Source organism: Baekduia sp. (assembly GCF_035996765.1).
Lineage (GTDB): Bacteria > Actinomycetota > Thermoleophilia > Solirubrobacterales > Solirubrobacteraceae > Baekduia.
Map to the genome: position 1 here is coordinate 16500 of NZ_DASYJG010000014.1, position 20301 is coordinate 36800.

Below are 20301 nucleotides of genomic sequence, written 5' to 3' on the forward strand. Positions count from 1 at the left end.
CCGATGCACCATCTGCCGATGCCTCAGCGATGATCCACCGCGTGGTGCGACGAGCCGCCGCCTTTCTGACTGCCGCTGCGCTGATTTGCGCAGCGGGCGTCGGTACGGCTTCGGCGGCTCCGGGGCCCCCGCGCGCGGTCAACCTCGACGCCGCCGGCTGGGAGTACGCGCCCGACCCCACCGACGCCGGGTTGCGCGATGGCTGGGCCGATGGCCACGGCGGCGCGACGTGGTCGGCCGTCGACCTTCCCCACGTCTTCGACCCGCATCCCGACGCCAAGGTCTTCCACGGCCAGACCGGCTGGTACCGCATCAAGCTCACCCAGCCGAGCGGAACGCCGGCCGGCTTCTCCTGGGGCGTGCGCTTCGAGCAGATCCGCCGCGTGGCCGACGTCTTCCTCGACGGCAAGCGGATCGCCGTCCACACCGATCCCTACGCGCCCTTCACCATCGCGCTGCCCGCACTGGCCGACGGGCAGCCGCACGAGCTCGTCGTCCGGGCCGACAACCACAAGGCCAAGGAGCCGCGCGAGGGCTGGTGGAACTGGGGCGGGATGACGCGTCCGGCCCAGCTGGTGGCGCTCGGCGCGCTGGTCACCCACGATGCCGGCTTCCTGCCGCGCCAGCGCTGCGATGAAGACGGCGGCAACTGCACGTGGAGCGTGCTGGTCGACGCGACGGTCGAGAACCGCAGCGCGGCGACCGTGCGCCCGCGCCTGGCCGCGCGGCTGAGCAATCCGGATGGCAAGCCGGCGGGAAGCGCGGGCGCCACCGCCCGCCCGCTGGCGCCCGGCGAGCGCGCCCGCGTGCGCTTCAGCGTTCCGGTCTCCGGTACCGCAAAGCTCTGGGGCCCGGGCCATCCGGCGCTCTATGGCGCGGCACTGGACACGATCGGGCCCAGCGGCGTCCAGCAGCACGACGGCGCGCGGATCGGCCTGCGCACGGTCACCGTTCGCAACGGCCTGCTCGAGCTCAACGGCAAGCCGGTCGAGCTGCGCGGCGCGTCGATCCAGGAGGACGTCGATGGCCACGGGCCCGCGCTGACCGACGAGGACGTCAACGCGATCGTCGCCCAGCTGAAGGCCGTCGGCGCCAACGTGACCCGCGCGCACTACGCGCTCGACGAGCGGCTGCAGCGCAAGCTCGACGAGGCCGGGATCATGGTCTGGACCCAGGCGCCGATCTACCACCGCGACAAGCTGCTGGTCACCGATGCCCAGCGCGACACGGCGCTGTCGACCGTCCGCGCCGCGGTGATGGCCACGCGCAACCACCCGTCGACGATCACGCACTCGGTCGCCAACGAGCTGTCGGTCATCCCGGACAAGGTGCCGGGGACCGCCGCCTTCCTGCGCGACGCCCGCGCGCTCACCGTCGACCTCGACCCGACGCTGCCGACCGCCGTCGACACGCTCAGCTACCCCGGCTACGCGCGCCAGGAGGCCTACGCGGCCTTCGACCTGCTGGGCATCAACAGCTACTTCGGCTGGTATCCGGGCAAGCCGGGCCACTCGACCGCCGACATCCGCTCGCTCGGCCCGTACCTCAGCGGCATGCGCGCGATGTACCCCAACGCGGGGCTCGTGCTGACCGAGTTCGGCGCCGAGTCGACGATGACGGGCCCGGCCAGCGAGAAGCAGACCTACGCCTTCCAGGAGCTCTACACGCGCGACGTGCTCAGCGCCGTGCGCCGGGCCCCGACGCTCAGCGGCGCGATCTACTGGACGCTGCAGGAGTTCGCGGTCAAGCCGCAGTGGGACGGTGGGGCGCAGCTGCGATCCGCCGACCGCACCTCGATCCACCACAAGGGCCTGATCACCTACGACGGGCGGCCCAAGCCGGCCTACGACGTGCTGCGCAAGGACATCAAGGCGACGCCGCTGGTGCGGCCGGACGCCGACGTCGCGCTAGCACTCGACACGCGCGTGCCCGACCACCACCGCGGCCGCGTCGGCCTCGGCTTCGCGATCGCGATCCTGATCGCCGTGGGCATCCTGCTCGGCGTCGACCTGTGGGCCTTCTTCGGCTGGCGCGGCGCGATCCTCGCCGACGACCGCGAGACGCGCGAGCGGCGCCTGCGGGTCATCCGCGCGCACCGGGCGGCGCGCAGCGATGAGCCGGTCGACGCGCCGGTGGCGCTGCGCAGCGTGGCCTAGCTAGATTGACTTAGTCGATCTAGCTAGATAGGAGTGCTACGCTCCTGGCATGACGCGCGTGGGCATGCACGAAGCCAAGACGAAGCTGTCGCAGCTGGTCGCGGCCGTAGAGAGCGGTGAAGAGGTCGTGCTCGAGCGCCGGGGCGTCCCGGTGGCGCGCCTGGTCGCCATCGAGAAGCCGAAGCGTTCGCGCGCCGAGCTCTGCGGTTCGATGAAGGGCATCTGGATCGCAGACGACTTCGACGAGCTACCGGACGACATCGCCGAAGCTTTCGGCATGCGATGAGAGTTCTCCCGGACTCCCACGCGCTGCTGTGGTGGCTCAAAGGCTCGCGACAGTTGACCGAGCACGCGCAGTCGCTGATGGAGGACGACGCAAATCCCTTCCTCTTCAGCGCCGTAACGATCTGGGAGCTACGGATGAAGGAGGCGCTGGGCAAGCTCGACGGCGTGGACGACCTGAACGCCCTCTACGAGCCCGACCTCGTAACGCTTCTGCCGATCACCCATGACCATGCCAAGGCGGCGGCCGCCTTGCCCCTTCACCATCGCGACCCGTTCGATCGCATGTTGATCGCTCAGGCGCAACTCGAGGACGCCGTGATCCTGACGGCCGATCGCAGGTTCACGGCCTACGACGTCCGCACCGCCTGGTGACGCTCAGCGGCCCGTCGGCCCGCCGGGCACCAGCCGTGCGGCGATGAGCTCCATGTTCCCGCTGCCGCCGAGGTCGAGGTAGCCGACGGCATCGATCCGCGTCCCGTACCCCGGCAGGTGCGAGACCGGCAGCGACGGTGCGATCTTCACGATGCGCGGGTGCAACCGCTCGACGACGATGAGATGGCGGTCGCCGTCGCCGTCGGGGTCGTGGTGCTGGATCCAGACGACACGGCCTGAGACGTGCGCGCAGGTCGTCGCGCGCAGGTGGCGCGCGGTCGTCCAGCAGGGTCGCGTCCACGCGGGCGCGGCGCGGCGGCCGGCCGCCGTCAGGAGCCCGGTCCGCGGATAGGTCTCATAGCTGCCCCGCGCCAGCACGACGGCCGCCGCGATGGCGGCGAGCGCCACGAGGGCCAATAGCCCGAGTGCAACGCGGCGCGCGCGCCGGCGACGTGGGCGCGCGCCGACCACGCTAATGCGCCGTCGTGCCCTCGCGGCCGTAGCTGTCGGAGAGCCGCACGACGTCGTCGACCTCCGGGGTCGAGACCTCGAGGACCTGCGCATCCTCAAGCGCCTCGATCGTGTGGACCTCGCCCGGCTCGTTGCGCCAGGTGTGGCCCGGGCCGATCTCGGTCTCGACGAGGTCGTCGGCACTTGTGCCCTTGATCAGCCTCAGGCGGCCCGAGAGCAGGTAGTTGCTCTCGTCCTTGTCATGGTGGAACTGCAGCGACAACCGGTGACCGGCGTTCACGTACAAGATCTTGCCGGCGTATCGGTCGGTCAAGGCGTACCAGAGCTCGTGGCCCCAGGGCTTGTCGACGCGGCGGGGAAGGTCCATAGGAGGCGTGTACCCGGTCGTGAGGATCAGGGCGTGAACTTGACGTTGATGACGTCGCCGTCGCGCATCACGTAGTCGCGGCCTTCCAGGCGCAGCGTCCCGCGTTCGCGCGCGCCGGCGTAGCTTCCCGCCTCCACCAGCGCATCCCAGCCGATGACCTCGGCGCGGACGAAGCCCTTCTGGATGTCGGTGTGGATCTCGCCCGCCGCGTGCCAGGCGGTCAGGCCGTCGCGCAGATGCCAGGACTGGGCGATCGTGCCCTCACCGGCCGTGAAGAACGAGTTGAGCTGCAACAACGCAAAGGCGCCCTGGGCGACGCGATCCAGGCCGGACTCGCTGACGCCGAGGTCGGCGCGCATCTCGGCGGCGTCCTGGTCGTCCATCTCCGACAGCTCAGCCTCCAGGCGGCTGGAGACGGCGACGACGCCGGCATCCTGCGCCGCGGCGTGCTCGGCGATGACCGGTGGGATCTCGTCGGAGCCCTCGTCGACGTTGACCACGAACAACACCGGCTTGCTCGTCAACGGCGAGAGGTTGCGCAACGACTCGGGCGCCGCATCGGGCACCGGGTGGTCGACGATGGCGGCACGGACGGACGTGCCCGCCTGCAACCCGGCGATGATCTCCTCGAGCCACTTCTGCTCGGCCGTGGCCTCCTTGTCGCCGCCGCGCGCCTGCTTGAGCACGCGCTCGTGGCGGCGCTCGGCCTGCTCGAGGTCGGCGTAGATCAGCTCGGTCTCGATCGTCTCGACGTCGCGCGCCGGATCGACCGAGCCCTCCGAGTGCAAGATGGAGGAGTCGGTGTGGGCGCGGACGACGTGGACGATCGCGTCGGTCTCGCGGATGTTGGCCAGGAACTTGTTGCCCAGGCCCTCGCCTTCCGACGCGCCCTTGACCAAGCCGGCGATGTCGTGGAAGGCGATCGTGTCCCACACGATCTCCGAGGACTGCAACAACGCCGCGACCTGCTCCATGCGCTCGTCGCGCACCGGCACGATCGCCACGTTGGGCTCGATCGTCGTGAACGGGTAGTTGGCCGCCTCGGCCCCCGCTTTGGTCAGGGCGTTGAAGAGGGAGGACTTGCCCGCGTTGGGCATGCCGACGATGCCGACCTTCATCGAGTCGCTTCTCCTACGAGCGTGCCGAGCAGCGCGCCGGCGAGGATGTCTGAGGGGTAGTGCACGCCGAGGTAGACGCGCGTGGCGGCCATGGCCGCCGCCAGCGGATAGACGACCGGACCTGCCGCGCCCAGCAACGGGGCGTAGGCGCGGGCGGCGGCAAACGACGAGGTGGCGTGCGACGAAGGAAAGCTCAGCTGCGTCGGGGTCCCGATCAACTGCGGCAAGTCCTCGAACAACGGGCGGGGCCGTCGCACGACGTACTTGACGGCGACGTTGGCGACGTAGGCCGCACCGACCCCCGCCAGCGCCCGCTTCCAGCGACGGCGCCGCGGCCGATCCAGCGCCGCGCCGGTGGCGCCGATGGCGAACCACAGCGCAGCGTGCTCACCGAGGTGGGAGAACCGCGCCACGGCACGCTCGGTCGCGGGCGCGTGCCCGTAGGTGCGGGCAGCGCGATAGAGCGCGGTGTCGAGGGCGGCGGTCATGCGACGGGCAACGGTAGTCCGTCGCCCGCCTGCGGCGCAGCGCGGGGCGGGCGGGGATCGACTCTCAGGCGGTGAGTCGGATGCTGCGCTCGAGCTCGACGGCCCGCAGGAGCTGACACTCGTCAGGCTCACCTTCAGCCGAGTCGCTCCCGCGATCGTGCGTCGAGATGATCTCGAACTCGTCGTTGAGCAGAGTCACGCGCCGCATGCGTCCGCGCGAGCGCTCCACGAACACCCAATTGCTGTCGGCCACCGATGGCCCTTTCACAGTCCTGGAAGTCCCCGCACGGACCTCCTGTTCGGCCAAAACTATCCCGCCGTTTCTCGCAAAGCGAGTGATCTCCATCACCCGGTGAGGCGGATGATCTCCCCCGCAGCCTCACATGCCCCGGCGGGCGAGCATGTAGGGCACGGTCCGCGTCAGGATCTTGATGTCCTCGAAGAGGCTCCAGGTCGTGACGTAGACATAGTCAATCTTCAGCATCTCGTGCATGGGAACGCGAGAGGACCCCATGATCTGCCAGTGACCAGTCATGCCCGGCGTCAGGTGCAGCCGGCGGCGGTCATAGCCGGTGATGGTCTCGTCCTCGCTGTTGATCAGCGGGCGCGGGCCGACCAGCGACATCTCCCCGAGCAGCACGTTGAGCAGCTGCGGCAGCTCGTCCAGCGACGTTTTGCGCAGGACGCACCCGACCCGGGTGATGCGCGGATCGTCGGCGATCTTGAAGAGGCCGTCCGCCTCGTTGTGGGCCATCAGCTCGGCCTTGCGGGCCTCGGCGTCGGCCACCATGGTCCGGAACTTGAAGATGCGAAACGGCTCGCCGTCGCGCCCGATCCGCTCCTGACGGAAGAAGACGGGACCGCGGCTGTCGAGCTTGATCAGCACGGCGATGAGCGCCAGCACCGGCGCGAAGACCAGCAGCGCCGCCACCGCGCCGAGCAGGTCGAACGCCCGCTTGACGACCTGCGAGGAGCGGCCGAGGGCGAACTCGCGGACGCCGAGCAACGTCATGCCGCTCAGATCGTCGAAGACAACCGACTGGCCGACGACGTCGAAGACGTGCGGGACGATGCTGGCGCGGACGCCGATGGCCTTCGTCGCACGGATCAGGTCGAGCGTCACCTGCGGGTTGGTCTGGCTCGGCACCACGAGCACACGATCAGCATCGAGGTCGCGGATCAGCTGACCGAGCGTCGCCTCGTCGACCGGGCGCTCGTCGGCGCTGAAGTCCGACACGCGCTGCAGCGACATGCGGCCGACCAGGCGCGCGTGGACGTCGCCGGCCTCGAGCTTGTGCTGGACGCGGGCGTAGGTCGCCGCGTCGCCGATGAGCAGCAGGCGCTCCTCAGGGACGGCGCGTGACGCGACGTAGCGGGCGACGCGACGGAACACGAGCCCGAAGGCGAACAGCGAGACCCAGAGGATCAGCGCGGCCTCCTTGGTGAGCGGGCCGCTGAGCACGACGCCGTCGAGCATCCACACGGCGAGCGTGTAAAGCGTGGCCAGCTCCAGGAACGCGGGCGCCTCGTCCAGCGTCGTCTTGCGGATGACGAGCTCGTCGCGGTCATACAGCCCGCTGAGCTTGCACGCCAGCGTCACGAGCGGCAGGCCCAGCAGGATCTGCAGCCCCAGCTGGTTGGTGCCGAGCACGTTGGTGGCGAACACCAGCGCCACGAGGGCCGACAACGCGTCGGCCACCACGAGGCTGCGCCGGTAGCGGCGGTCGCGCAGCATGACGGCGCCGTTTGGTTTGACTTCTTCGATGATGGGCGGGACCGAGCGCAGCCCGGTCATCCGCATGAGCTTGGTCGTACCGCGGCCGGTTTCGGCCACGCGTAGCGGAACTCGCAAGGGAAACGCTTTCCTTGTCCTAGGAGTTGGCCCTACAGACTTATGGCCGACCGGAGTTCCTGCCCTTCGTGACCCCGGTCAGGTGGTGCGTCACTCCCAGCCGTGGGATGTGAACGCCGTGTGTCTGAACCACCGTAGCGAGAGCAGGTGGCCTTGCCTAGCCGCTAACGGCCAAACTGCACTCGACTATAAGTCCACTCGCCGGACTCGAGAATTCAGGCAATTATGGGGAAGGACGGTCAACCAAACGCCGGAATGTCTCCAGCTTTTCGCCGCCACGGACCTCCAGGCGAGGAAGGTCCAAAAGGTTGCGTGTCGGATATGCCCACCACGGCATCGTCGTGTAACCGACCTCGTAGCCGACCGCGCCGGCCATCCGCTGAACCGCCCCGTCGTTGAGTCCGAACGGGTAGGCGATCGTCGTGACCCGCCGTCCCAGCCGATCCTCGAGCGTGATCCGGCTCTCGACGAGCTCACGAACCACTTCTTGGTGGGAGACCGCGGTCAGCGGCGCGTGGCCGACCGTGTGCGAGCCGATCCGCACCACCTCGGGTGGCAGGTCGGCGAGCGCCTGCCAGTCCATCAGCGGCTCGCGCCGCTCCCAACTGGTGTCCCAGGAGTCCGTGCCGCCGACGTGGCCGCTGACGACGAACAGCTCGGCGCGGAAGCCGTAGCGCTGCAACAGCGGAGCGGCCTCTTCGCCGAAGTCGGCGAAGCCGTCGTCGAAGGTCAGGATGATGCCCCGCCCCGGCAGCTCTTGATCGAGTGCGGCGGCGCCGGCCCACTCGTCGACGTCGACCGAGCGGAAGCCCTCCTCGCGCAGCCAGTGCAGTTGCTCCTCGAAGGCCGCCGGCTCGGTGCGCCAGCGGCGCGCACGCGGCTCACCGTCGTTGGCGATCCGGTGGTACATCAGGACCGGCAGTGCGGCGGTGACCTCGCCGGCGGTCACGGTCACCGGCGCAGGCGCCGTCTCGGCGGTCTCTTCGGCGATCGTGAGCGTGCGCAGACGCACCGGCGCGGGACGGTGCAGCGGGCGTGGGAGGCGCGAGGCGCGCACCTCGTAGCGCTGGATGCGAAACGTGGCGCCGCGCAGCTCCTCGGTCAACGCCAAGCGGCGCCCGGCGTGCAGCGCGCGCCAGACCTGGTCGGCGCTCGACGTGCTGCTGGTCACGACCAGCGCCCCGCCCGGCGCCAGCGCGTCGATGAGACGGCGGGCGCCGGCCTGCAGCTGGGCGGGCTTCTCGGCCCACCGCAGGACGTCGCCGCAGACGATCAGGTCGTTGCCGGGCGGCAGCGGCTCCTCGAAGAGGTCGGTGCGCTGAAACGACACGTTGGCCGCGTCCGCGCAGCGGGCGGCGGCCTCCTGCAGCGCCAGCCACGAGATGTCGGCCACGACGAGCCGCTCGGCTCGGGCCCCGAGCTCGGCGGTGAGGACCGGATCCGAGCACCCGACCTCGAGCACCTGCCCCGCCGTGGGTGGCAGCAGCTCGAGGACGTGGGCGCGGCGCGCCCCGGCGACCGACCCCGCCGCGAGCCGCCCGACGGCCATGTGGCGGCGCTCGAACCAGCGGGCGCGGCCGTCGGACTTCAGCCCGAGCTCGACCGGCTCGCGGTCGCGGTCGATGAGGAACGGCGCGTGCAGCACCGCCAAGGGCGCGCCGCCGCCGGACGGGGCGACCAGCGGCTGGCCCGTGTGCCCGGCCAGCGCCTCGAGGTGGGCAGCGGCCTTCCCGGGCAGCAGGGCGGGGCGCCCCGCAGCACCGCTGATCGTGCCGTAGCGGTGGCGGCCCAGGAGCGCGACGCCCGACGGGGCGACCTCCTGCGCCACTGCCGCCCAGCCGGGCAGCAGCTGCTCCGATCCCGCCGGCGCGGCGCCGTTGGCCGTGGCGCGGCGCCGCGCCGCCGCCGCAGCGAGGCGCGCGCGCAGCGGTTCCTCCGTGGGGTGGGCGGGATCGGGTAGGAGGAGCCCCTCCCGAACAACGACGTTGCACAGCTCGAAGCCACCCGCGTAGCTGATCGCTCCGCGCAGCGCCTGCGCGGAGACCGCGCCACGCGTCGGATGGACGCGGACGCGCAGGAGCGGAAGGCCGGCCAGGGCCACGTCGACGTCGAGCGGCCCATCCACACCGGTGACCGCGGGCAGCTCCTCGGCGATCTCGACGATCCCCAGCTCCTCACGCGCGACCACCGGCCCGCCGCGATCCTCGCGGGCCGGCTTGACGCCCAGGTCGTAGAAGCGGTCGTGCTCCCAGTCCGGGCGGCCCCAGAGCTCCTGCAACAACACGATCCAGCCCACCGCGGTGTGCAGCGCCTGCGCGGTCTCGACCTCTGGCGCCGCCTCGCCGTCGGCGAGCTTGACGCGCCCGCGGTGCACGACGATCCGCGCGTCGCGGCGCACGGTCAGCTCCGGGTAGATCGTGGCCGCGAAATGGCGCCGCAGGATCTCCCACCCGTGCGTCGTCGCGAGCGCGTCGGCGATCACCATGGCCGGGACGGTTGGCCCGGCGACCGGCAGGACGATCGGCGGCGAGCCGTCCTCAAGGTCGCGGGGCGCGATCATCAGGCGCTGCGCGCCGCGCAGCGCCACGTCGGCGATCGGTCCGGCCACCGGCGGCCGCGTGACCTGCGTGCGCCCGACGAGCAGCTCCGCGTGGTCGGTGCCGTTCTGGAGGATGAGCTCCTCAAGCGTCTGGCTCATGCTCAGCGCGAACCAGTGATCGCGCGTGAACCGACCGAGCGCCTCCACGAAGCCGTGCAGGTGCTCATGGACCTCGGGCGGGTAGTCCGGCCAGCGCCGCACCGAGGTCCCGCGGGCGACGGCGATCGCGTTGAAGATCGTGTGCGCCATGCCCGACGCGTCGGTGTCGCCCGCGTGGCGGTCCTCGATGAGGTCCAGCAGCGCGGAGCCGTCCTGGCCCTTGGCGACCTCTAGGCCGGCGGCGTAGGCGGCCAGGTACAGGCGCGCCGCGCGCGCCGCATCCTCCCCCTCGCCGCTGCGCCGGGCGCCGGGCCAGCCGTCGAGCCGCGGATCCTCGCCGTAGCCCTGGGCGATGACGCGCAGCCCGTCGGTGAGCATGCGGACGCCGTCGCCGGAGGCCGAGCCACTGCGCACGCGGTAGTAGGCGACGTTGTCGGGGATCGACGCGAAGCGGACGTTGGTGCGGACGATGCGCTGCCAGAGATCCCAGTCCTCGCAGGTGATCAACGAGGTGTCGAAGCCGCCGAGGCGCCGGACCAGCTCGGTGTCGACCAGCGACGTGTGGATGGAGAACGCGCAGGTGCGGGCGAACTTGGCAAACAGGTCCTCGCCCTGGGCCACGCGCTCCTCGGGGATCTCGGTCCCGTCGGCGAGCACGCGCGTGCAGCCGCCGTTGACCAGCTGGGCGTCCGGATGGCGCTCCAACGCGGCCGTGAGCTGCGCGAAGGCCTCGGGCGTGATCCAGTCGTCGGCGTCCAGGAAGAACAGCCACGGATGGCGGGCCAGGCCGATCGCGGTGTTGCGCGCCACGCTGACGCCGCCGTTGGCCTGGCGGTGCACGCGGATGCGCGGGTCTCGCGCGGCGTACTCCTGCGCGACGGCCGCCGTGCGATCGGCCGAACCGTCGTCGACGACGATCGCCTCCCAGTCCTGGTGGCCCTGGGCGAGCAGCGCGTCGAGGGACACGCCCAGCGTCGCCTCCCGGTTGTAGGCCGGTATGACGACCGAGATCGACGCCATGGAGCGCGCGATACTACTCGCAGATGCCCACGGAAGCCCCTGGTCTCACGGTCTCCGTGGTCGTCCCGACCGCTGGTCGGTCGGCGGCGCTGGCGCAGGTCGTCGCGGCGGCGCTGGCCGGCGAGCCCGCCGAGGTCGTGGTCGTCGACGATCGCCCGGATCCGACGCCGGGCCTAGGGCTGCCGGACGACCCGCGGGTGCGCATCGTGGCCGGTGGCGGCCAGGGCCCGGCTCCGGCGCGTCAAGCCGGCGCGCAGGCCGCCGTGGGCGACGTCGTGCTGCTGCTCGACGACGACGTGGTGGCCGCGCCGGGACTCGTCTCGGGGCACGCGGCGCGCCACGCCGCGCGCGACGAGGTGGTCGTCGTCGGGGCGATGCCGGTCGATCTGGGACCGTCCGAGCCGCGCCCGCGCTACCCGCGGGCGTTGTACGCCGCCGACTATGCGCGGCGTGTCGCTGGCTGGGAGGCCGATCCGGCCGAGGTGCTCGAGCGGCTCTGGATGGGCAACGTGTCGCTGCGCCGCACCGATGCCCTGCGCGTCGGCCTCCACAACCCGGACTACCGCGGGTATCGCCACGAGGACCGGGACTTCGGGCTGCGCTGCCGCGCGGCCGGGCTGCAGGGCGTTTTCGCGCCGCAGCTGCGCGCGGCCCATCGTTATGCCCGCGCTCCGGAGGCGTTCTTCGCCGATGCGCGTGCCCAAGGCGCCGAGCAGGCGCAGCTGGCGCGCCTGCATCCGGACGCCGCCGTGGCGAAGCGGGCAAGCGACCTCCTGACGGGTGTCCCGGGACCGCTAAGACCGGTGCTGCTGCTCGCTACGCGGCGCGGCGCGGCGACTGTCCTGCGCGCCGTGATGCGCGGCCTGCTGACCCTCGCGGGCACCGTGCGGGCCGATGGCGCGGCCCTCCGACTCGCCCAGATCCGGCGCCGCGTCGAGCAGCTCGACGGGTGGGCGCGCCCCGGCGTGGGACAATGAACCGGATGGCAGCACGGACCGCCAGCCCGTCACCCCCTGCGGAGGCGGCCCTCACCGCCCCCGGCACGCGGCGGCTGACCCCCGGCGTGTTCCAGGAGGTCGTGCTGCACCTGGTGCGGCGCGAGATCGACGCGACGCACCGCATGACCCTGCTGGGCTGGGCGTGGCCGGTCGCCCGCCAGCTCGCCCAGCTCGCCGCGCTGGTGTTCATCTTCGGGTCGGTCATCGACCAGGGCATCCCGCACTTCCCGGTCTTCGTCTTCAGCGGCCTGATCGCGTGGACGTGGTTCTCGACCGGCGTCGGCACCGCCACGACCGTCCTGCTCGACGACCGCCATCTCGTCTTCCAACCGCGGCTGCCGGCCGCCGTGTTGCCGATCGTGTCGATCGTCGTGCCGCTGGTCGACGTGCTGCTCGCGCTGCCGATCCTGCTCGTGATGGCGGCGCTGGAGACCGGCGTGGAGTGGACGATCGTCGTGACGCCGCTGCTCGTCGTCCTGCAGCTCGCGCTGATGGCCGGCATTTCGTGGCTGGTCTCATCGGTGAGCGTCTTCTTCCGTGATGTGCCCAACCTGGTACAGGTCGTCCTGCAGATCCTCTTCTACATGACGCCCGTCTTCTACGGGTTGCGCACGGTGCCCGACGAGTACCAGTCGATCCTGGAGCTCAACCCGATGACGACGCTCGTCGAGGCCTACCGCGCTGCGCTGCTCGGGGCGCCGTGGCCGTCGGCCGGGCACTTCATCTACGTCGCGGTCCTCGCGATCGTCCTGTGCATCGGCGGCTACCTCACCTTCGCCCGTCTGTCTCGCAACTTCGCCGACAACCTGTGATCCAGCTCGAATTCGACGGCGTCTGGAAGTCCTTTCCCCGCTGGCAGGCGGGAACGCGCAGCGTGCGCTCGATGCTGACCCCGTCGCTGCGCGCGCAGCGGCGCTCGGCCGAGACGCGCTGGGCCCTGCGCGACGTGTCGTTCACGCTGGAGGCGGGCGACGCGCTCGGCGTCGTCGGCCACAACGGCGCGGGCAAGTCCACGTTGTTGCGCCTGGCCTCCGGGGTCAGCCAGCCGACGCGCGGCGCGATCTCGGTCGCCAGCGACACCGCCTCGGTCCTCTCGCTCGGCGACACCTTCAACTTGGAGCTGACCGGCCGCGAGAACGCGCTTACCGCAGCGCTGGTCCACGGGATGCGGGTGCGCGACGCCCAGGCGGCGATGCCCGCGATCCTCGACTTCGCCGAGCTGGACGAATTCGCTGACGCGCCGATGCGCTCCTACAGCGACGGCATGAAGCTGCGCCTCGCGTTCGGCGTCGTCGCCCAGATGCGGCCGCGGCTGTTGATCCTCGACGAGGTGCTGGCGGTCGGCGACCTGAGCTTCCAGGAGAAGTGCATGGAGTGGATCCGCGAGGTCCGCGAGGCCGGGACGAGCCTGCTGTTCGCCTCGCACAACCTCGAGCAGGTCATCGAGGAGTGCGACGAGGTTCTGTGGCTGGAGCAGGGCCGCCTGCTCGGGTACGGCGAGGCCGACGAGGTCGTGGAGCGCTACCGCGGCGCCGCGCAGGAGGCGACGCTGAGGATCACGCCGGCGCCCGACCGCGAGGGCTCGGCCGACGGCGAGACGCCCGAGGGGCTCGTCCTGCAGGAGACGCGCTTCGGGTCCCAGGAGGTGCGGATCGAGGACGTCCGGATCGGCGCCGACGGCGCCGGGGACCTCGATCCCGGCGAGACGCTGGACGTCGCGTTCACCCTCCACGCCGACGCCGCCCACGAGGAGCTCGCCGTGTCGCTGGCCATCCAGCGGCCCGAGGGCGAGATCATGTGCGTCGACGTCAACACGCAGGCCGACGGCGTCCAGGTCGGCCCCGTGACAGCGGGCGGAACGCGCAGGGTCACGCTCGCCCTCGACGACGTCGAACTGGCGCCCGGGACGTACTTCGTCGACATCGGGGTCTTCCCGATCGACTGGGCGTTCTCCTATGACTACCACTGGCGCGCACACAAGCTGCGGGTGCGCGGCAACCGCTACACCGACTTCGTCTACCTGCCGCGGCTGCGGCGCTGGACGATCGGCGACGCGGCTTAGCCGCGGTTCCGGGCCACGGCGAGCGCGCCGCGGGCGGCGGCCAGCAGGCGACGGTCCGGGCCGTCCTTGTAGGTGCGCCAGAGGACGGTGGCGGCGACGCCGACGGCGCCGCGCGCGACCGCCGCGCGTCGCGACGGCGCGTGGGCCAGGCCCGCCGCGGCCCACGAGGCGCCCTGCTCGGCGGGCGCGACGCCCGGGTCGCCGAGGCCATGGACGTCGCGGCGGGCGACCACCCCGCCCGCGCGCAGCACGGCCTCGACCAGCGCGAGGGCGGGCGCGCTCGCGCCGTGGTGGGCAAGTGCATGGGGAACGCCGCCGAGCTCCCGCAGCCGCGCCGCGCGCACCACCAGGTAGGCGGGCGCGTCGTCGACGGCAAACGACGGGGGCGCCGCAGCGTCGTGGAGGTGCAGTGGCCGGGCGGGCAGGGTGGACGGCACGCCGCAGCCGAAGGCGAGGTCGACGGTGGTGGCGTCGAAGGCGTCGAGCGCCTCGTCGAGCCAGAAGTCATCGGGGTCGGCGGGCGCCAGGGGGATCGCGACGAGCGGTGCCTCGGTGGCGGCGGCGAGCGCGGCGATCTCGGCCCAGCCGGCACGCGGCAGGACGGCGACCTCGGCACGCAGCGGCGACGGCTCGGGCCGTCCGGCGCCCCAGCCGCGCGCGGCGGCCACCCGCTCGATGTCGCTCGGGTCGAGCGCCTCGACGATCTGGTCGGCGATGTGCGGGCCCCAGAAGCCCTCCGCGGGCCGGCACCAGCCGACCTCCTCGCCGTCGAGCAGCAGGCGCAGCGACGGCGCGACGGCGCCAGCGGGCGCCAGCGGCGCACCGTCGAGCAACTCGACATCGACCGACAGCTCGGGCTCCGGCGGCCCGTCCCACCCGGCCCGCTGCAATCCGTCGTGGTAGCTGAGCCGCTGAGCGAGCTTGATCGATCGCAGCCATGCCTCGCGCAGCCGGCCTGCCTCGAGCGCAGCGAGGACAAGGCCCACGACCGCGCGCACGGCGCCGAGTCGCCAGGCGGCGAAGGCACCCGCGCGCAGGCGGCCGCCGGCGGCCGGTGGCGTGTGCTCGATCAACGGCAGCGTGCCGACGATCGCCGGATACAGGTGCGCGAGCGTCGCGTCGCCGAAGCCCTCCAGCTCGGCGCCGCGCAGCCGCGCAGCGGTGCTCAGCGTGTACTCGTGGACGGCGATGGCGTCGGGTTCGTAGGCGATCGCGTGGCCGGCGGCCGTCCAGCGAACGCCGAGCTCCCAGTCCTCGCGCCGGTAGGGGATCACGTCCGAGAACCCGCCGAGCGCGAGGAACGCGTCGCGCGGCACCGAGAGGTTGCCGCTCAACAGCGACATGAACGTGTGGCTGGTCGACCGGCGCAGCAGCTCGAACGTGTCGCTCCACCAGATCGCCGTCGAGCGCGCGGCCAACGACGGCGACGGCGGCGCGGGCGGGTAGGCGCCGACCACGGCCGTCGGGCCCGCGGCGCTGGCGTGGCGCGCCAGATGGCGCTCGATCAGCCGGGGGTCGGCGAGCATGTCGTCGTCGAGGAACAGGACGAGGGGCGCGGCGGCTTCCTCAGCCCCGAGGTTGCGCGCGGCCGAGGCGCCGCGGCCGCCGGTGGCGATCAGGCGGACGATGAGGCCCGCGCGCCGGACCTCGGCGAGCCGGAGCACGGCGGGCGCGGCGTCGTCGATGACGAGCACCTCGAAGGCGTCGGCGGGGGCGGTCTGGAGGGCAAGGTGGTCCAGGCAGCGACCGATGGCCTCCGGACGCTGGTGGGTGGGGATGACGACCGAGAGCGCGGGCGCCGCGCCGCCTGGTGTGGCACCGCCGGCGTCATCGCCATCGACCGGCACCGGGCTCGTGGCCGCGGCGCTCGTCGTGTCCGTCTGCGCCGCCGCCGCGATCGCCCGCTGCTGGGCCAGCGACCGGCGCCAGCGCCGCGGGCCGAGCAGCCAGCCGGCGATGAACTCGCACGACAGGCGGGTCTCCACCGTGTCGGCGCGGCCGACGGTCCGCCGCCGCTGGGTCCGCAGGTACTGGGCGATCAGCCACCACCAGGCGCGCCACGTCTCGAGCTCGCCGTGCTCGACGAGCATCTTGCTGATCGCCGCCGAGCAGCCGACGCCGTAGCCGCGCACCGCGCGATGCAGCGCGCGCGGGTCCGGGCGGTGCTGGTGGAAGGTGAACATGTCGGGCTCGTAGACGACCCGATGCCCGCCGACGATCGTGCGGGCGAAGACGTAGTAGTCGCCGCCGGACTCCGTGGGCGTGCCGGCGTCGAGCTCGGGCGGGAACGGCTCCGGACCCAGCGCGGCCAACACGGACCGGCGGAAGGCCATGTTGGCCCCGAAGCCGACGCCGCCGGCGTGGTTGATCGAGATCGAGTGCCACGTGTACTGGAGGCGGTTCAGGCCGCGGCTGAGCGGCGCCTGGCGCTCCATCCGCACCCGCGACGGCGTGTCCAGCTTCCACGGGAACGCCGGTCCCGACATCGCCCCGACGAGCGGATCGGCGAACGTCGCGGGCACGCTGCGCAGCCACGCCGGCCACGGGACGCAGTCGTCGTCGGTGAACGCCACGATCTCTCCGGTCGCGTGGCGCACGCCGGTGTTGCGGGCGTTGTCGAGCCCGCGCCGGTCCTCGCGCACGTAGCGGAAGCCGGCGGCCTCGACGATCGCGCGGCAGTCGTCCTCGCCCGGATCGTTGTCGACGACGATGACTTCGTGCGGCGCCGGATCCAACTGGGCGAGGCCGCCGAGCACGTCGCGGATGTACTGCGGTCGGCGGTGGGTGCAGAGGATCACCGATATCCGCAGCGTGTGCTGGGGCTCGACGATCAGCGGCGCGCCGAGGCGCCCGCGCAGGTCGTCGCGCAGCGCCCGCCGGAAGGCCACCGCGTCGCCCTGACGGCCGAGCGCCGCTGCGAGCAGCCGAGGACCACCGCCGCCGGGCGAGGGCAGCTCGATGCGCGCCGCCGGCGTCCCGTCAGACAGCACCAGGACGCTCCAGCGAGGCGCGTCGGCAAACGGGAACGACACGGGCGGCGCGCCCGCCTCGTAGATGCCGGTCCCCATCGTCAGGGCGCGGCGCGGGGTGCCGTCGCTCACGCCTCGAGCCCCAGCGCCGCCAGCAGCTCCGCGCGCTGGGCGGCCCAGCGCTGCGCGTCGCGCTCACGCGCCTGCCCGGCGACGGCCGCCAGCGCGACGCGCCGGTCGCGGGCCTCCTGCACGGCGCCGGCCAGCGCCGCCGCCTCGTTGGCCGCGAACACCGCCTCGGGGAACTGCTGGCGCAGCAGCGGCTGGTCGCTGACGATCAACGGGCGCAGAGCGGCCACCGCCTCGAACGCGCCGCGGGGAACGGATGTCGGAGCGGTGGTCAACACCATCATGATCGTCGCGTCCGCGACGAGCGCACGGTAGTCCTCGCCACGGCGGTAGCCCGAGAACGTCACGTTCGCCGGCGCCTGCGCGCGCACCTCCGGCGGGCAGCGGTCCGGATCCCCGCAGAGGACGAACGGGACGTCGGGCGTCAGCCGGGCGGCCTCGACGACCTCGGCGATCGGCTCGTCGGTGGCGAAGATGCCGACCCACAGCACGCTGGTCGGCGCGTCGGCGGGCGGTGGCGCGTCGATTCGCCACAGCGGCGGCGGCTCGTGGACGACGAGGGGGCGGCCACCGGCGCGGCGGACCTCGCCGGCCAGCGGCTCGCTGGCCACCATGGTGGCGGCGGCGTGGCGCATGAAGTGGTCATGCAACGGCCGGAAGAGGCGCCCGGCGCGGCTGCCCTTGAGGCCGAAGCCGCGCGGGTGGCTGTCGAGCACCAGGCGCGCCCCGGTCATGCGGCAGTAGAGGTAGGCGATGGCGCCCGGCACGATCGGCGGGTTCTGCACGAGCACCGCGCGCGGGCGCCGGAGCACCAGGAAGCCCGCAGTCAGCACGGCGCTGACGCCGTAGCGCAGCGGGACGAGCGCGCGCTGCGTCAGCCGCGGGAAGTGCGGCGTGTGGGCGATACCCCCGAGCGCAGCGGCGAGCTCGTGCGGCCGCTGACTCGGCGTCCAGGCGATGACGGCGAGCCGGGTCATGTGGGCAGCTCCCGCCGTTGGAGGCCGGTGGCGACCCCGAGCGCGGCGAGCACCCAGACGACCTGCGGCGCACCGCTGGTCGTGAAGTACGTGGCGATGATCTGCGTCACGGCGAGCACGAGCACGATCGCCACAGCCGCGGAGCCGATGCCCACGTGCAACGGCGGCCCGTCGCGCATCAGGCGGCGCCCCTCGATCGCCAGGCGCACCATGAACGCCAGATAGATCGCCAACAACAAGATGCCGCCGCGCAGCAGCATGGTCACGTAGACCGACTCGGTGTACTTCCAGCGCGCGTCGGGCGGGATGTCGGGGCCGAAGCCGGCCAGCCACCGGTGCTCGAGGACCGGCAGGTACTGGTCCTTCCAGATGTCATAGCGGTAGACGATCGTCCGCGGCACGATGCCATGCGCCTCCGGCCCACGCTCAACGGGCCGATATTGCTCGCGGTAGCGCGGCGCGAGGACCGAGCCGCCGATGACCAGCACGACGAGCACGATGACCGGCGGCCAGGCCAGCGGGTTGCGCAGCCGTCCCGAGGCAACCGCCAGCAGGACGCAGGTGACGGCCAGCGCGGTGCTCGCGCCCGTGGTCACCGTGCGCAGCAGCGCGATGATGTCGAGGGCGACGACCGCCAGCAGCACGCGGTCGGCCAAGACGCCATGACCAGGGCGCATCAGCAGCGCGAAGCCGAGCACGCCGATCGTCAGGAAGTAGCCGGCTGCGACCTGCCAGTGCGGGAACGTGCCCGTCGCCCGGACGAAGCCCTGGTCGGCGAAGACGCCGCGGTAGTCCGAGCCAGTGAGGTGCACGCCGAAGTTCACGAACGCATCGATGTCGAGGCTCTGGAGCACCGCCAGCAGCGCCACCGGGATGCTCGCCAGCAGCAGCGCGCGCAGCACGTCGCGGCGGATGGTGTCCGTGGTCGCCGTCACCTCGACCGCGCGGTAGAGCACCAAGAACTGAAACGGCCCCAGGAGACCGCTGAGGTTGTCGGAGTCAAACGGCGCGTCGCGGTGCAGCAGGTCGATCGCGCCGAGGACGAGCGTCGCGACCGCGTAGGCCAGCGCGAGCCAGTCGAGCACGCCGGGGCGCGCGAGCGAGCGCCGGCCGCAGGCGACGAGCACGGCGCCGCCGAGCACGACGGTCAACAGCTCGCTCAGCCGGAAGCCCGGCACGGGCAGGCCGCGCTTGACGCCCGACAGGACCGGCACCGTCGCGACGAGCACGAGCGCCAGGACCCGCGCCCATCGCAGCGTCTGTTGCTCGGGGCGCGGCGGTGCGGCCGTCACGCCGCGCGGCGATCCGCAGGCAGCGTGTGGATCATCGGCGGGTCGCTGAGCTCCTCGACGCGGACCTCCATCGCGGCGCGCAGATCTCCGAAGGTCAGCTCCTCGGCCGACCGGTAGATCGCCAGACCAGCCGCAGCGAGCTCGGCGGCGATCTGGCGCTGGTGGTCGTCGACATGCTCGCCATGGCGGGCCTCGCGCGGCACGAGCACCGGACACTTCCCGCACTCCATCGCGTCGATCGCCGAGCCGATGCCGGTGTGGGCGACGACGACATCGGCCTCCTTCATCGCCACCGTGAGGTCGAGCCACGGCAGCGACCGGCAGGCGGTCATCGTCAGCCCGGTCATGTCGGTGTCGCCGACCTGCCACAGCACCTCGGCATCGGCGGGCAGGATCGCCAGCAGCCGCTCGACGAGCCGGCGAAAGCCGTAGCCCTCGATCAGGCCGAACGTCACGACGATCTTCAGCGGCCGGCCGACGGGCGGCGCGGTGGCGGGGACGGGCTTGAAGCCGTCGAAGACCGACCCGACGTAGCGCCAGGTGTCATCCGCCCACATCCGGTACTGCGAGAAGCGCTGGACGCCAGGGACGCGCTGCAGCAGCCGGCCGGTCAGCGAGGGACCGTCGGCGCGCGCAGCGCTCTCGACGTAGATCGTCGGGATCCCGCGGAGACGCGCGAGCGGCAGAAACGACATCGCGACCGCCGAGCCGGTGCTGACGACCGCGTTGGGCTCGTACTCGGTCAGGATCTTCCGCGCCCGCCACGTGTTGCGCAGCGCCATGCGCAGATCCCTCGGCCCGACGTAAGGCACGAAGACCACCTTCTCGCCCTCCAGCAACGACCGGCTCTGAGGCCCGTCGAACGTGACCCACACCCGATCCTCCTCGATCGCGTCGAGCCGCCGCGCAAGACGATGCAGCTGCGCGAGGTGTCCACCGGAGGCGGCGACAAGGAGCGAGGTCATGGTGATCGTGAGGGTGCCCGGAGCTCGGCACCTTCTCTCATTTACCCCAGAATACGGGCTTATGCTGAGAAACGGTGCGCGT

17 protein-coding genes are annotated in these 20301 nt (G+C 72.1%); 6 read left to right on the top strand and 11 right to left on the bottom strand.

Translation table 11 applies throughout. From position 1 onward, the window contains the following. Positions 1 to 41: 41 nt before the first annotated feature. From VGO10_RS02785 to VGO10_RS02795, 3 genes are read left to right on the top strand one after another with little or no spacing between them, the layout of a single operon-like run. Positions 42 to 2156 (top strand): glycoside hydrolase family 2 protein, encoded by a 2115-nt coding sequence (locus VGO10_RS02785; RefSeq protein WP_327464913.1) that lies wholly within the window; start codon positions 42 to 44, stop codon positions 2154 to 2156. Between the two features lie 49 nt (positions 2157 to 2205). After that, on the top strand, positions 2206 to 2442 hold the full coding sequence (locus VGO10_RS02790; RefSeq protein ID WP_327464915.1) for a type II toxin-antitoxin system prevent-host-death family antitoxin: 237 nt from the start codon (positions 2206 to 2208) through the stop codon (positions 2440 to 2442). Then, a complete protein-coding gene (locus VGO10_RS02795; protein WP_327464917.1) occupies positions 2439 to 2813 on the top strand; it encodes a type II toxin-antitoxin system VapC family toxin in 375 nt (124 codons plus the stop codon). Before VGO10_RS02790 ends, VGO10_RS02795 begins: the two co-directional genes overlap by 4 nt. Positions 2814 to 2816: 3 nt before the next feature. Here VGO10_RS02795 and VGO10_RS02800 read toward each other — a convergent pair whose 3' ends face one another. From VGO10_RS02800 to VGO10_RS02830, 7 genes are all read right to left on the bottom strand, one after another. Next, the gene (locus tag VGO10_RS02800; protein ID WP_327464919.1) at positions 2817 to 3221 is read right to left on the bottom strand and encodes a hypothetical protein; all 405 of its coding nucleotides are present in this window, start codon (positions 3219 to 3221) and stop codon (positions 2817 to 2819) included. A 64-nt stretch (positions 3222 to 3285) separates the two neighbouring features. Next, positions 3286 to 3651, bottom strand: a complete 366-nt coding sequence (locus tag VGO10_RS02805; RefSeq protein WP_327464921.1) for a cupin — start codon at positions 3649 to 3651, stop codon at positions 3286 to 3288. A gap of 26 nt (positions 3652 to 3677) precedes the next feature. Continuing rightward, positions 3678 to 4769 (bottom strand): redox-regulated ATPase YchF, encoded by a 1092-nt coding sequence (gene ychF, locus VGO10_RS02810; protein ID WP_327464923.1) that lies wholly within the window; start codon positions 4767 to 4769, stop codon positions 3678 to 3680. After that, the gene (locus tag VGO10_RS02815; RefSeq protein ID WP_327464925.1) at positions 4766 to 5257 is read right to left on the bottom strand and encodes a phosphatase PAP2 family protein; all 492 of its coding nucleotides are present in this window, start codon (positions 5255 to 5257) and stop codon (positions 4766 to 4768) included. Before VGO10_RS02815 ends, ychF begins: the two co-directional genes overlap by 4 nt. A 64-nt stretch (positions 5258 to 5321) precedes the next feature. After that, a complete protein-coding gene (locus VGO10_RS02820; RefSeq protein ID WP_327464927.1) occupies positions 5322 to 5456 on the bottom strand; it encodes a hypothetical protein in 135 nt (44 codons plus the stop codon). Positions 5457 to 5636: 180 nt separating this feature from the next. Continuing rightward, entirely contained in the window at positions 5637 to 7091 is a 1455-nt protein-coding gene (locus VGO10_RS02825; RefSeq protein WP_327464929.1) for an exopolysaccharide biosynthesis polyprenyl glycosylphosphotransferase, read from the bottom strand. A gap of 241 nt (positions 7092 to 7332) precedes the next feature. Continuing rightward, positions 7333 to 10827, bottom strand: coding sequence for a trifunctional glycosyltransferase/class I SAM-dependent methyltransferase/polysaccharide deacetylase (locus tag VGO10_RS02830; protein WP_327464931.1), 3495 nt, complete (start codon positions 10825 to 10827; stop codon positions 7333 to 7335). Between the two features lie 23 nt (positions 10828 to 10850). On the opposite strand from VGO10_RS02830, the gene VGO10_RS02835 reads away from it, so the two are divergent. From VGO10_RS02835 to VGO10_RS02845, 3 genes are read left to right on the top strand one after another with little or no spacing between them, the layout of a single operon-like run. After that, positions 10851 to 11804, top strand: coding sequence for a glycosyltransferase family 2 protein (locus VGO10_RS02835; RefSeq protein WP_327464933.1), 954 nt, complete (start codon positions 10851 to 10853; stop codon positions 11802 to 11804). 5 nt (positions 11805 to 11809) lie between these two features. Next, the gene (locus tag VGO10_RS02840; protein WP_327464935.1) at positions 11810 to 12637 is read left to right on the top strand and encodes an ABC transporter permease; all 828 of its coding nucleotides are present in this window, start codon (positions 11810 to 11812) and stop codon (positions 12635 to 12637) included. Then, positions 12634 to 13887: an ABC transporter ATP-binding protein gene (locus VGO10_RS02845; protein WP_327464937.1), complete on the top strand. Its 1254-nt coding sequence runs from the start codon at positions 12634 to 12636 to the stop codon at positions 13885 to 13887. Before VGO10_RS02840 ends, VGO10_RS02845 begins: the two co-directional genes overlap by 4 nt. On the opposite strand, the gene VGO10_RS02850 is transcribed toward VGO10_RS02845, so the two are convergent. The 4 genes from VGO10_RS02850 to VGO10_RS02865 are packed head-to-tail and all read right to left on the bottom strand — an operon-like array spanning position 13884 to position 20219. Beyond that, on the bottom strand, positions 13884 to 16988 hold the full coding sequence (locus VGO10_RS02850) for a glycosyltransferase (protein ID WP_327464939.1): 3105 nt from the start codon (positions 16986 to 16988) through the stop codon (positions 13884 to 13886). The two genes, VGO10_RS02845 and VGO10_RS02850, sit on opposite strands and share 4 nt — an antisense overlap. Continuing rightward, positions 16985 to 17962, bottom strand: coding sequence for a glycosyltransferase (locus VGO10_RS02855; protein ID WP_327464941.1), 978 nt, complete (start codon positions 17960 to 17962; stop codon positions 16985 to 16987). Before VGO10_RS02855 ends, VGO10_RS02850 begins: the two co-directional genes overlap by 4 nt. After that, the gene (locus VGO10_RS02860) at positions 17959 to 19254 is read right to left on the bottom strand and encodes a hypothetical protein (RefSeq protein WP_327464943.1); all 1296 of its coding nucleotides are present in this window, start codon (positions 19252 to 19254) and stop codon (positions 17959 to 17961) included. Before VGO10_RS02860 ends, VGO10_RS02855 begins: the two co-directional genes overlap by 4 nt. Beyond that, positions 19251 to 20219, bottom strand: a complete 969-nt coding sequence (locus VGO10_RS02865; RefSeq protein ID WP_327464945.1) for a glycosyltransferase — start codon at positions 20217 to 20219, stop codon at positions 19251 to 19253. Before VGO10_RS02865 ends, VGO10_RS02860 begins: the two co-directional genes overlap by 4 nt. Positions 20220 to 20301 lie beyond the last annotated feature (82 nt).